The 12,644-nt window shown below is 59.7% G+C and carries 12 protein-coding genes and 2 pseudogenes; 5 read left to right on the top strand and 9 right to left on the bottom strand.

Translation table 11 applies throughout. The features are described from left to right. The first annotated feature begins 14 nt into the window (after positions 1-14). From J7I79_RS08940 to J7I79_RS08930, 3 genes and pseudogenes are all read left to right on the top strand, one after another. A complete protein-coding gene (locus J7I79_RS08940; protein ID WP_214952388.1) occupies positions 15-632 on the top strand; it encodes a flavoprotein in 618 nt (205 codons plus the stop codon). A 721-nt stretch (positions 633-1,353) separates the two neighbouring features. Beyond that, the gene (locus tag J7I79_RS08935; protein ID WP_214952387.1) at positions 1,354-2,100 is read left to right on the top strand and encodes an SDR family oxidoreductase; all 747 of its coding nucleotides are present in this window, start codon (positions 1,354-1,356) and stop codon (positions 2,098-2,100) included. A 352-nt stretch (positions 2,101-2,452) separates the two neighbouring features. Further along, a pseudogene (locus J7I79_RS08930) lies at positions 2,453-2,608 on the top strand (ATP-binding protein); the annotation flags it as partial. Positions 2,609-2,680: 72 nt separating this feature from the next. Here the strand turns inward: J7I79_RS08930 and J7I79_RS08925 are convergent. The 7 genes and pseudogenes from J7I79_RS08925 to J7I79_RS24935 form a co-directional block, all read right to left on the bottom strand. Beyond that, positions 2,681-2,968 (bottom strand): hypothetical protein, encoded by a 288-nt coding sequence (locus tag J7I79_RS08925; RefSeq protein WP_214952385.1) that lies wholly within the window; start codon positions 2,966-2,968, stop codon positions 2,681-2,683. Further along, positions 2,965-3,324 carry an integrase core domain-containing protein gene (locus J7I79_RS08920; RefSeq protein WP_214952383.1) on the bottom strand — a complete coding sequence of 120 codons (360 nt, stop codon included), beginning with the start codon at positions 3,322-3,324 and terminating at the stop codon, positions 2,965-2,967. The genes J7I79_RS08925 and J7I79_RS08920 overlap by 4 nt, the downstream gene beginning before the upstream one ends. Next, positions 3,308-4,268, bottom strand: a pseudogene (locus J7I79_RS08915) (IS30 family transposase). The gene J7I79_RS08920 and the pseudogene J7I79_RS08915 overlap by 17 nt, the downstream one beginning before the upstream one ends. Continuing rightward, positions 4,183-4,938 carry a DDE-type integrase/transposase/recombinase gene (locus J7I79_RS08910; protein WP_214952381.1) on the bottom strand — a complete coding sequence of 252 codons (756 nt, stop codon included), beginning with the start codon at positions 4,936-4,938 and terminating at the stop codon, positions 4,183-4,185. The pseudogene J7I79_RS08915 and the gene J7I79_RS08910 overlap by 86 nt, the downstream one beginning before the upstream one ends. A gap of 20 nt (positions 4,939-4,958) precedes the next feature. Beyond that, complete coding sequence (locus J7I79_RS24940) at positions 4,959-5,171, bottom strand: transposase (protein WP_396020182.1); 213 nt, start codon at positions 5,169-5,171, stop codon at positions 4,959-4,961. 1,035 nt (positions 5,172-6,206) lie between these two features. Further along, entirely contained in the window at positions 6,207-6,482 is a 276-nt protein-coding gene (locus J7I79_RS08900; RefSeq protein ID WP_214952377.1) for a DUF4352 domain-containing protein, read from the bottom strand. 493 nt (positions 6,483-6,975) lie between these two features. After that, on the bottom strand, positions 6,976-7,272 hold the full coding sequence (locus J7I79_RS24935) for a helix-turn-helix domain-containing protein (RefSeq protein ID WP_396020181.1): 297 nt from the start codon (positions 7,270-7,272) through the stop codon (positions 6,976-6,978). Positions 7,273-7,317: 45 nt separating this feature from the next. Between J7I79_RS24935 and J7I79_RS24930 the strand changes: the two genes are divergently transcribed. Then, a complete protein-coding gene (locus J7I79_RS24930) occupies positions 7,318-8,685 on the top strand; it encodes an endonuclease VII domain-containing protein (RefSeq protein ID WP_396020180.1) in 1,368 nt (455 codons plus the stop codon). 1,297 nt (positions 8,686-9,982) lie between these two features. Here the strand turns inward: J7I79_RS24930 and J7I79_RS08885 are convergent. Next, positions 9,983-10,195: a hypothetical protein gene (locus J7I79_RS08885; RefSeq protein ID WP_214952371.1), complete on the bottom strand. Its 213-nt coding sequence runs from the start codon at positions 10,193-10,195 to the stop codon at positions 9,983-9,985. Positions 10,196-10,550: 355 nt separating this feature from the next. On the opposite strand from J7I79_RS08885, the gene J7I79_RS08880 reads away from it, so the two are divergent. Further along, on the top strand, positions 10,551-11,189 hold the full coding sequence (locus tag J7I79_RS08880; RefSeq protein ID WP_214952369.1) for a hypothetical protein: 639 nt from the start codon (positions 10,551-10,553) through the stop codon (positions 11,187-11,189). Positions 11,190-12,188: 999 nt separating this feature from the next. Here J7I79_RS08880 and J7I79_RS08875 read toward each other — a convergent pair. Then, on the bottom strand, positions 12,189-12,578 hold the full coding sequence (locus tag J7I79_RS08875; protein WP_214952367.1) for a helix-turn-helix domain-containing protein: 390 nt from the start codon (positions 12,576-12,578) through the stop codon (positions 12,189-12,191). Positions 12,579-12,644: the final 66 nt, after the last annotated feature.

Below are 12,644 nucleotides of genomic sequence, written 5' to 3'. Positions count from 1 at the left end.
GGGAATGGAGTGCTGTGAACGAAGTTGAGAAACGACCGATAGAACTACGGCTACCGCGCAATCGGCTTCTTATAGCAGCAACGGGATCCATTGGAGCTGCGCACTTGCCACAGTGGATATCGGCAATAAAAACTTGGTACCCCGAAGTTGATGTGCGCGTCGTGATCAGCCACAGCGCTAAGAAGTTTGTCTCCGCAGATTTTTTGACGCTGATCAGTGTTAATCCTGTACTGGGCCCGGATTGGCCAGAGTCGGCTACCACCGTTCCGCACCAGGACGCAGCCCAATGGGCGGACACAATTGTGGTCATGCCTGCAACGCTCAACTGTGTCTCCAAGCTCGCCAGCGGGATTGCTGACAGCCTGCTGCTTTCCATAGTGCAAAGTGCCGAATGTCCCGTCGTCATAGCCCCTTCCCTGCCGGGACAAGCCACAAGAAACCCCATCGTGCAGGAGAACATCAAAAGGTTGAAAGACAGCGGGTTCTTTGTCCTGGGTACCGTGACCAAGCCCGCTGCAAGCACAGGCATGGATTCCCCTGGGGCAATGACGTCTCTGCCGACCATATTGTCGGAGGTAGCTCGCGTAAACTTAAAAGGATCTGCACCCACCCCAACCGCTGAACGAAACTAGTATTCTACGTCGATAGGTCCTGCATAATGCTGTTCGCCATAATCGCTGCCGAAGTCGCCTTCTGGCTGGTCATTGTCCTAGGGCTCGCAGCCCGATACGCTCTACAGCGGCGTACACTCGGCGCGATACTGCTGGCGTGCTCACCGATCATCGATGTGGCCCTTCTCATGTTCATCGTGGTTGACCTGCGCGCAGGAGCCGAACCACATTGGACTCACGGTCTTGGTGCCATCTACCTCGGATTCTCCGTAGTGTACGGGCGGCGATTGGTGGGCTGGGCAGACCAGCGGTTTGCGGCAAGATACGGGGAGGACCGCCCAAAGAAAGCCCGTCTTTACGGAGCGGACAAGGTCCTTCGCGAGTGGCGCGAGACCGGACTGTGGTGGCTAGCGTGTGCTTTGTCCATCGCTGTCCTCCTGCTGTGCATTTCACTGGTTGGAGGACCTGCATCCGCCGGTACTCTCGTCGACTGGATCTGGCGACTGGCGGTAGTAGCTGCCGTCGCGCCGATAGTACCTGTCACCTATATGCTTTGGCCCGCAAAGCCACCCCGCGAAGCACCAGCCGCCTCAAACCACAGTCGACCGAACTAAAAGCAGGCCGAGCAATCCGCGTCCTGCGCTCCCGTGCCGACGACCTCGTTACGCCGCGAAGAAACACACACGACCACTGCAACAAGCACCACAAACGTCTAAGACCCAATCGGAAGCAAAGTGAGCTTATGGGACAGCTGGATAACAAAACCGCCATAGTCACCGGATCCTCCCGCGGCATCGGTGCGGACGTAGCAAAAAACCTGGCTCGTAAAGGCGCGGCCGTCGTGGTCAATTACCGACAGAAGGCACCCCGCGCCGGCAGTGTCGTTCAAGGCATCGAGGCCGTCGGCGGTCGGGCCGTAGCAGTTGGTGCCGACCTCACCACCCAGGAAGGTATCCAAGAACTGACCAGCGCCGCAATAGACAATTTTGGTTCCTTGGACATCTTGGTACTAAACGCCTCGGGGGGAATGGAACCGGGCGTCGGCGAAGACTACGCGCTCAAACTCAACCGCGACGCCCAGATCAGCATGCTCAACGCTGCGGTGCCTCTAATGAGAGAAGGATCGCGCGTGGTGTACGTGACCAGTCACCAAGCGCATTTCATCAACACAGTCCCCACCACGCCGGATTACGAGCGTGTCGCCCTCAGTAAACGCGCCGGTGAAGATGCTTTGAGGCAGCTGATCCCCACGTTGATGGAAAAAGGAATCACTGTGGTGGTCGTCTCCGGAGATGTGATTGAAGGCACCATAATGACCCTTCTGCTTGAGCGTTCCGCCCCTGGCGCCATAGAAGCCCGCCGCAAGGAGGCCGGAAAGCTGTACTCTGCGGAAGAATTCGCCGAGATAGTCGCTGGAATGGTGACTGCCGACGTCGAGTCCGGCCACACCGAGTACGCCGGCGGGGCTGATTACTATGGCAGAGGCTAAAGGCCGAGTGAGTTTCCAACCATCGTCGCAACCGCGGCTTAGAAGTTGAAGGTGACAGCATGCGCGCGACTCGGCCGGTACCCTGGGACAATGACTCTGTTTAAGACAGAGGCCGCCCGGCAGCTGCGCAGCCAGGGCAAAACTCGTGACGGCCCGGCAAGATACAGGCAGGCCTACTTACGGTCGCCGGTGCCAGACTATTCATAAATGCGCTTTGGCCCTGAATAGAAGCCTGCAGGATGCTTCCTGTTATTAGGGCCTGGTTCTAGAGCTCTCCCGGAGGACGACAGGCTGCAAGCCATGTAGCTAAGCCAATGCCCGCATACGGTTGGGCTATGTCCACACCAAACAAGCCACCAACGAATCCTTCTCCGGCTGGACAAGAACCTTCACCGACCCACGGCTCTGTGCCGCGATCGTGGACCGGCTGACATTCAACGGCGCCATCATCGAGACCGGCACCGACTCCTATCGTCTCGCCCACACGATGACTCAACAAAGCGGTTAAGCAGCCCTCAACCCAGGGAGCTACTACTTTCGCCGGTCCCGTACTCCAACGACGGCGCAGGCAGCGGGACGCCTACTGCGGCTGGCCGGCTCGGTAATCTCTGAGCGCATCTTCTCTGATCCACTTTCTGGTCAAGAAGGCGTCCAAAACGAGAGACACCGGGAAGGCGATCCAGAAAATCCACAGAGGTACGAGGCCCGCAAAAACCAATGCCATGACTACAAGGATCACCCCAGTAGAAGCATAGTTGTAGATACGCCGCCCGGGAGTAGCTGTTCGCGCCTCTTGTGTTTCACGGAAGTAATTCAGCATGGCGCCCCCAAAAAATGCATCAGCAGTATGAACCGTCCCGGGAATCATGCCGCCTGTTTGTTGGCGACATCGTCGGGTAACGGGCCGGTTTGTAGATCATAATATGTTTGCTCATATTCCTCTGGCGTCTGGTGATCCAGGGCGGAATGCAGGCGTTCGTTGTTGTACCAGTGGACCCACTCGAAGACGATCTCCATGACGTCGGTTTCGGTCTTCAACGCCCCGCTGCGGAAGGGTGAATCCTTTGCGACGGCCTCGTTCTTGAAGAGCCCCATCACGGTCTCGGCGGCTGCGTTGTCATAGGCGTCGCCCACGCTGCCAATGGAGGGCTGGAGTGCTTCCAGGGCCAGTGTGTCGGTGTAGCGGATGGAGGTGTACTGGCCGTATTCAACCGGTCGAAGCAACAGCTCCTTGTTGCAGTGATTTTAGCCGGTCTGCGAAGGCCTCCGCTGGAGTACGCCATTTCAGGATGCGGCGCGGCCGGTTGTTGATGGTGTCGGCGACGGCTTGGATTTCGGGCAGGCTCCAGCGTGAGATGTCAGTGCCTTTCGGAAAGTACTGCCGGAGCAGCCCGTTTAGGTGTTCGTTGCTTCCGCGCTGCCAAGGGCTTTTCGCATCGGCAAAGTAAACCGGCAATCCGATTTCCTGCGTTAGAAGCGCGTGCGCTGACATCTCCTTCCCGCGGTCCCAGGTCAGCGAGCGGCGTAGGTCCACCGGGAGCGCATCGAAGATCCGGACGAGGGCGTCCTTCATCGTGACCGCCCCATAGCCAGCTAATGCAGGCCCATTCTTTACCGGCTTGATCAGCCCGTATCCCGTCTGCCGAGGCAGATGCACGAGCATGGCGAAACGCGTCGTACGGTCGACCAAAGTCGCGATCGCTGACCGGTTGAGACCAATAATCAGATCCCCCTCGGCGGGCGCGTCGTTCGGCGTGCCACTGCGCCGTTGACGCCTTGTAGTCCAACCGATACGTTCTCGTCGACGCGTTTCGGCGCAGCTCCCGCGAGATCGTAGACGGGCTTCGGCCCAGCCGACGAGCTATTTCCCGCACACCGCAGCCCTGCGCCCGCCACAGCGCAATGTCCTCCCGGTTGCTCGAGGAAAGGTACCGCCCGGACAGTTTCGGGGTCAGCTGAGGATTCACTCCGCCAGCGTGCAGGAACCAGCGATGTGCGACGGGCTCTGACACGCCCGCCGCAACGCCGGCATCCCGAGTCTTCACACCCGAGGCGATGGCCACCCAGAACCGCACCCGGTCCTCACGCCACGCCACCGAGGGCCGACCCGGCGAAGGGATCTGCCCTCGATATGCCCGGACCTGCTTCTGACGATTTTTCGACCGCATCCAACACCTCCATGATCAGGTGTTGCTTCGACCGGTTGAATACGGCCTGAGAGCCGGCATCGGAATGGTGGATCAGTCCCGCCAGCACGGACCGGCCGGTGTGTTGGCGCCGCCACAGCGCCATCCGCAGGCAATGCTCGACGAACGCCGTGTCCTTGATCGTGGACGTCTCCCACCCCACGATTGAGCGGGAATACAGGTCGATGACCAAGGCAACGTAGACGAATCCGGAGTAGACCGGCACGTAGGTGAAATCAGTCACCCAGATCTGGTTCGGGGCCGGGGAGGTGAAGTCCCGGTTCAGCAGGTCGCCGGCGCGGCGGCCGTCCTTGCCAGGGATTGGGGTGCGGATCTTGCGGCCTCGGACGAGGCCGTTCATGCCCTCTTCGCGCATGAGCCGGTCCACGGCGTGTTTGGAAGCTTCGGGGAAGCCGTTACGGCGAAGCCACTCCGTCATTTTCCGCCGCCCGTAGATGATCTCGGGCCGGGGGCGTCCCTTCGCATCGGGGACTTTCAAGCTGCGCAGCGCGTCGGTGACGCGTGCGTCTTCGATGGTGCGCAGGGCCGGCAGGCGTTTCTTCCACGCGCGGTAGGTTCGTGCGGCGACCTGCACGCCCTGCTCCCGCAGGACGGCACAGATCGACTCGACCGCACAACCAACAGCGCGCATTTTGTCGATGAATCAACAGATCAGCGGCGGCGAGGGTCGAGCTCCCTCGCGAAGAAAATCGAAGCCTGTTTGAGGATCTCGTTGGACCCCTTCAAGTCCCGCACTTCAGCCCGGAGCCGCTTGATTTCCTCCAACTCATCACTGCTTGGTCCGGACTTCTCGCCGGCATCAACTTGGGCCTGGACAACCCAGCGGCGCAGCAATTCAGGGCCGACCCCGAGCTTTGGCGCCAGCGCCTTGCAGGCAGCATAGACATTCTCAGAAGGATTTGGCCTGACTACGAGGACTTACCTCGGGATGTGGTTGGCTACCACGTCCAGCGCAGATCGATTTCGCTCCTGATTCAGCCCGACGTTTCGCCGGTGTCAAACGCTGTCGGGACCTTCCTCGGCAAACTCGGCGCGAAGAACGCGGAAGCAACGGTAGTGCCTATAGGAGCAGCTTCGGGTGGGCCTGGGCTTATCGAAGGCATTGACCCTTTCGCAAAGCTCCTCGGCCATGTGGGTACGTTCGTCAAGTTTGTGCTGGCCTGGCGGGCGCGAGTGGCAACACTGGCACGTAAACGGCTGCGCCCGCCCGTAACGGTGCCACTTCTTGCTGATCACGTCCCGTTGCGACGTCAAACGGCCACCGCATATTACGACACTGCCTCGCTGATCGTCACGTTCCTACCCGAGCTATTGCGGAGTTGCAGGAGTCACATCCATCGTTCAACATCTCGATCCACGTCAGGGCCCGAGGCGTGAAGGCGGAACGCGTGGACATTCAGGTTGGCAATGGATTGGAGCTGACTGACCAGCATGTCATGAAGATTCTGAAGTGGCTCAGCGGGGACTTGAATTCCATAACCGTCCGACACGGGGAGAACTGGTTGTCATTTCCGGCTGTCAAACAGATCCACGGAAGGGCTTTCACTGCCCGTCAGTTTTCTGGAAAGGCCATGATGGGTGGGGAATAGACCTCCTGCGCCGTTCATTCCCGCCCGGTCGCCATAGCACCTTTGATCGCTCATCGGTCATAACCTTTTTGCTAGACCGCTTAGACCCGGCATGGGAAGGAGTTTCCTTCTCGGGCTTGTTCATGAGTAACTCGGTATCGGAGCGGCAGGCTGCAGAACCTCGCCACCTGCGCGCCCGGGCGCTCGGAATCACGATGATTACAGTCGCGATCATTCTCACCCAAGGGGATGACACATTCCCTGCCTTTCACCTCCAGTGGGCCGGATCCGTCACCAACTTGTTGGAACCTCGGCGTCGCGAAGTGCTTCACTACTTGGCGGGGATAACCCACTCCCATTGCGTCCGCCCGCCGGTGCCGTAAGCAAGAATGCCGGCGGTAGCGGGAACATCGAAGACGAGCTTTCCTGTTACTTTCTCGCCCGGACCGACGCGGGCCGGGATCATCTCAGCCTCCGGCAGGCACCCATAGGAGTTGCCCCCGAGGTCGGCGTTGAACGTAGTTCCATTTGCTGCGATGAACTTCCAGTTCGGGGACTGCATCATGATCATGTCGTCTGCCAGCGCGGGGAAAGTTTCCAAGGTCACTGTGGCCGCCAAGTAGTGTCCGTTCTTTGCTGGCCGAGCATAAGGTTCAGTGCATTCGACCGGGTCAATGGCAGTGAGAGCGAATTCTGCCGCCTTAGTCGTGCCGTCGACGGACGTGAAGCCAGCAGCCTGGCCAATCTCCTTGATCAGGTTACCGCGCACACTTTTGGGAGCCGCTGACTGAGAGGGCGTCGCGGGCGCGGAGGATGTGACTACAGGTTCGACGGATGGAACTGAAGGCTGCGTTGAGGCCGCTGGTGTCGAGCAGCCGGTTGCAACAAGGGCAACAAGGCCGAGCGGAGCGATGAGTGTTTTCAAGTGTTTCCCCCATAAACGGTGCTAGTGATAGTTGCACAGTAATCCGACATAGTAGATGTAAGAAATCGGAGCGGGGGTATATGTGCTTGTTATGTCTCGGGCCTGCCAGAATCACGGTGGCACGTCCTCAAATGTGGACTGCGCCAAGGTTGCTTAGCCTGCCCAGTCTTTGCGATTAGGAGCCAGCTTCGCCGGATCTAGAGTTTCTTGTCTCTCGGTCGACCGTACTTTGCATTGCCCGGCGCCCACCGCGGTAAGGAATGCTGACAGCCGGCCGATCCGCCGTTACTAGCAAATCCGCTACATTGCACCCCAAAACGGAAGCGATATCCCAAAGTCGCTCGTACGCCACGCTCTTTTTGCCCCACTCGATCCCAATGATCATGTTGCGGCTAAGGCCGGATTCCAAGGCCAGGGACTCTTGTGAGAGGCCCTCTTCCAAGCGGAGCTGCCGGATTCGCGCCCCGACCATAACCCGGCGTTCCGCCCATCGGAGCGTCTGCTCCTCGGAGGACTGATGCGGGCGAGTGGGCATGAATCAATGCCAACCAATAATGTCAGTCTTGTCTGCTCTACTAGTGATACATGCACAGCGGGGAGCAGGAGGCGCATACTCATGAGCGTTAGCAGGGGCAGCAGCGAAGCTGCATCGGGGAACACGGGGGGTGGAGCGCGTTGGCCGGCAGGGGCGGGTCCTGAACCGAAGGCCCCGTTCGGAGCCCGCCGCTGTGTCGGCCCCGGCAGGCAGGGGGAACAATTTTGCGGCAAACCAACCGGCACCAAAACCGCTGATCTTTGTCGCTCCCACAAATTGCAACAAGAGAAGAACGGCAATTTGCGGCCGCTGAGGACCAGGACGTCAAAGTCCACATGCATCGGTCCGGGGCGGGACGGGGGCCTTTGCGGCCGACGTGTATCAAGCCGCCCCCTCGGCCAGGATGCAGGTACCTGCAGGACCCACAGCGAACAGCTGAAGCGGCGAGGCCACATGAGCCCGATCGAGCCACGCCTACCCCCACTTACGGGTACATGCAACGGCCCTGGGCGAGACGGGGAGGAGCTCTGTGGACGCCCCGCGGAAGCCCGGGACACTCTTCTGTGTTCACCTCACGACAGGCAGAAGAAGAACGGAGTCCTGAAGCCCATCCGAAAGGTCAACACCCCAGACAGCTCATGCATTGGACCCGGGTCCAATGGGGCCCTGTGCGGCCGTCCCTCGAAGAACAAGTCGCACAGCCTGTGTGGAAGCCACAATTCACAACGCTGTCGTGGTACCGAGCTGGCACCGCTGAAGCAGGTGCGGAAGCGGGGAGAGGTAGCACGCTGCAGCTTTCCAGGGTGCCGGTATAACGATGCCCCCGGTGGCGAGGGCTACTGCCACCACCACTGGCGGCAACTACAAAGCCATCAGACTCTTGCGCCACTTCAATGGAAATCCAACCGGGGAAGATCCGTGCTTGACCGGGACGCATTCGGCAACAAGCTATGCACATCGTGTCGCGAATGGAAGCCGGAATCAGACTTCAGCAAGCAGTCATCCGCCACAGACGGCCTCAACTACTTGTGCCAGCGCTGCCAAGCCTCGAATCGAATGAAAGCGAAGTACGGTATCGACTTAGACCGCTACGAAGCCCTTCTGGCATTCCAGGAAGGTACGTGTGCGGTCTGCCCCAGACCGCTGACGACGAGCCGGCGCTTGGCCATAGATCATGACCATGCCTGCTGTCCTGGCGAAGCCTCATGCGGTAACTGCATTCGTGGACTGCTGTGCCCGAACTGCAATAGGGGTCTTGGCCTCTTCCAAGACAGCGCAACCTTCATGATGCGCGGGGCCAAATACCTTTTGCTGAACGCGGCAGTGGTGAAAGTCTTACTTGAAAAGTAGGACCAGCCTTTCAGGTGGCTACCCAACTCGACCTGCGACTCTTGCTTGCTGCAATGACAGTCGCAAGGTAAGTTGCGAACGCTCAAGGCTCGAGGGGCCAGCGCGCCTCATAAAGCGGGTCCAAGCTGCTATAGACAGGAAAATTGACACCGTGGAATCTGGCCCGGCTTCCGGCCCGTCTGCGGCACGGCGTCGTCAAGAATACGTCGCACAGGGCCTCCAAGGGGGTGTGCCCCTCAATGATGAACACGTTGTACTACTTACAGCTTCAGCAGCGGTCGGGTCCCGGTCGCTGCTGCCTGTTGTGGTCTGCTGGATCGCGTCGGTTTGTTGCAGGCGTTTTGGCATTTACTTCGATGAACTGGAGCTTGGAGCGGCTTGTGCCGCCCTGTATCCAGGCTCGAAGTTTCTCGTAAGCGCGGGATACATCTCGTTGTCATAGTCTCGGTTTCCCTTCCAGTACTGCGACCGGTTTTGGGCCGTTATATCTGGCGCCGTACCTTCGGCCGTCACCTGCGTCTGTCGTGCAGACGCCCCACTGATTCACTTGCGCCTCTTGTTATGCACGCAAGAACGCGCCCTTGCATCTTGCACATGAGAGCCCCCGTTCGCTGAACACCCCTCCGCGTCTGACGGGCGGGTCCGTTCAGCACGAATTTCCAACGGCGTGCCGCCTCGAGTGCCACATGACCCCAAGGACGTGGGGCAATGCGCGACTCGTTTGAATGTACCTCCCTGGCTTAGCCGTTGAGCATCTTGTCGAAGAACAGCTTGTCTCTCTGATCCATCGTCTTCCGCACGATAGTTGCAGCGATAGCGATGTTGCCCACGCGCAAGGCTGGTGATGCGTTCACCTCCGCATCTTGCGCATCCGGAAGGCTTCCGGTGGTTTCACCTCCGCACCGTGCAAACCCGTATCGCTGCTCTCCAATGCGGTTGCAACTGTTGAACCCCGTGCACCCTAAGGGGAGCGTCACCCAGCCCGAGGTAACGCCTCCACGGACAGAAAAAATGACGCCGTGGGAACGGGCGCGGCACCCGGGCCACGGGCAACGCGGCGTCGTCAGGAATTCGCCGCACAGGGCCTCCCAGCAGGGACCAAGGTGTCGTCCAAGAGTGCGGGAACAAGGAGTGGCTTGGCGCGACTCGTCAAGGACCAGCTAGCCCTTGCGAAGGAACTTACTGCGCTGAGGCTTTGCATACATACAGGGTCGGGCGATGATCGCGCTTCCTTTCAGCACGCACGCGACACCACCAGCCGATTGCGGTAAACACACAGCTCGGTGGAGCAATCATTTCAAGACTCGACGCCCGCGTCGTCCTTGGTCTGCTGCTTTCTCCGCTTGTATCGGAGTAGATGCCAGCCGCAGACCGCCACGAAGGCCGTTCCCGCGAAACCAGCACCGCCCCAGCCGGTGAGGCTGTCACTTTCAGTGGCGAGGACTACCAACCACGCCGCCATCACTGTCCAGTAGAGGACGCCGAGTGCGGTTATGGCGTGATCAATCATGGGGCCACGCACGCGATCACCTGGCCCATTCCTGTTGTCGCAAGTTGGTTTCGATTATGCGCCCCAGGCGCTCGGCACAGCTACAGCTACAGCCTGGATGCTGCTGGACACGCTGAAGGCGATCATCGTGATATTTGTTGTTATCAACACCATCGGCGGTGCTGCGGCGGCGGACTCGCCGCCGTTCTCGCCGTCTGCATTTGGGAGGGGCTGCTGACGCGCAGGGGGCTGAAAGGGGTGGGGGTAACCCCCCTTGGATCTGATTGCCCGCCCGGCCGTCATAGCGCCTGGTGTAGCGTACGGGTTTGAATCGTTTCAGATCCTCACGTGCGACACAGGTCGATATAGTGCGGGCATGAACAGTGATGAGATATGGCTGCTGCAGCTATGGAGCGGAGCATTTGCGGCTGCAGGGTCTGGGTTGGTTGCTGTCCTCGTCCTGTACTGGAGCAACCGGCACCAATCGAAGCTGGCTGAAATCGCTCGTCGGCAGGCTGCGCACTTGGCTGGCGAACAACTCGAAGCCCAGGAACGGGCGATGCGCCGACAGCTCGATGAGCAGCGCGCCGAGGCTTCCAAAGCGCGCTACTTTGCCGCCACCGGCGATCTCGTAGCCGCGGTGGAAACTTGTGCAAACACGTTTAGACGAGATGGAGACATCGAGGATGCATTTGTCCAGATGGAGTCGGCTCGTGTCCGGATGAGCTTTGATTCCGATTCGCCGCGTCTGATGGACGAACTCTCGTATTGGACATACCTGATTTGGAACTTGACGAAGCAAGCCACCATCGAGTGGCGGGACCCAATTGCAGAGAAGGTTCCCTTGGCTACCCTGACGTCTGTCACCACAACCCTGACCGTTGCTCTCGCGCATTGGCATCACGCGAACCCAGAGATGCGCGACAATATGCTTGCGCAACTCCGGGAAACTCGTGCATGGGCTGACGACCATGCGGAGCGGTACACCGATCGCCTGACGCGGGCCGATCCGTGATCACTTCTTCTAGGCCGATGCCGGTCTTGCAGGTCCTTGCTCAGCAGGCGATTAGCGTACGGGCGCGGCCTCGGGATTCTCGGACATGTCGGCAACCAAGTCCGCTGATCGGGAAGGTGTGTGAGCGATTTCAATGACGTTTTCAGGTGCCGGGGCTCCTGCTAGAGCTCAGCAACTTAGCGTTGTCAGAATTTCGGCTCCTGCGGCCGCTCCTAGCTCCTCCCGCGGCGGAGTCTCGGAGAGAACTGGGCCCCGTGGCGCCGACTCAAGGAACGCCATCCATTTGCTTTCCTGACGGGGAAATCGGCGACAAGAGGCTGGCACTCCTGACAGGGCGGCTTGGAATGGGAGAAGCCCCACTGGTGGCCCCATGCCGCCTGGGCAGCGCAGGGGTAGCAGAGGCCCAGCCTCACGTAGTGCCGCTTATTGAGATCAAATGTTCTGGCCTGCCGGAGGCTCTCGGGTTTTTCCTTGACGGGCCGGGACCGGTCGTTGATCATGCTTTTCCTTTCGGGTTTCGTGTGGGGTTGTTGCCGAGGACATGTGCAAGCGAAGAAAAACTCGTTGCGTTACGCGGAGCTTGCTCCGCCCTTCGGGCTTCGCGGCGCTCCGCTTGCCTTGACAGCCGAATCGATGGTTCAGTGGCGGGCTGGTGGGTAACTGCCCTGCCCTCAAGGCAGGAGACCATCACCGATACACCGTTGGCCCTGCCCTCAAGGCAGGGGCCGACCTCGTCGAACCTCCTGCGTTGGTCCAGGCATAGTCGCCGTTGAGGTGGTTGTCATTGAAGTAGTTCCAATTAAGGTAGAACTCCCTTGGGGTCGTTCTACCTGAGGTAGTTATCGATGAGGTAGTTAGGGAACGGGTTTCTCGGGGTGCCCACCGAGGGAATTCCAAGGTAGGGGTACCACGACTGAGCATGGGTACCCCACCCGGATTTTCACGCCCAGCAGGCCGCCTTATGTCAAGGTAGCTACCGCGGCATTTGAGGCAGGAGACCTACTGCCCCAAAGGGTTGCTCTGCTCGTCCACCCCTGCGTAACCCTCCCCCGGAGTCGGCACGCCCGAAGACGTTCCGGCGTCCAGATTGGTGATCATGTCGTCCGTGATCGGGATGGTAATCGTGTAGAGAATCGAGTTGTTGCGGCGGACGTGCTTGTGCAGGTAGCCCGCCGCCTCAGCACGCTTAGTATGCTGAGAAACCGTTGGGCTAGACAATCCGACGGCTTTGGCGAGTGTCGCCACGGAAGGGAATGCCTCGCCCGTCTTGGTGTTCACGAAGCTTGCAAGCGCCCAGCAGGTGGCCTTAGTACCGGAGGAAAGATCAGATCTGGCAACGGCCGTCAAGTACTGCAACGGCCGGCAGGGCACCCCGGGAACGGAAACCATCACTGCCCCTCTCCCGGAAGCGTGAGCCGCCACCCTTCGGTGTGGGCCCATCCAGTGCCCAGGCAG

Source organism: Arthrobacter sp. ISL-69 (assembly GCF_018613775.1).
In the GTDB taxonomy this organism is placed as follows: Bacteria; Actinomycetota; Actinomycetes; order Actinomycetales; family Micrococcaceae; genus Arthrobacter.
This window is presented reverse-complemented; position numbering and strand designations above follow the sequence as displayed.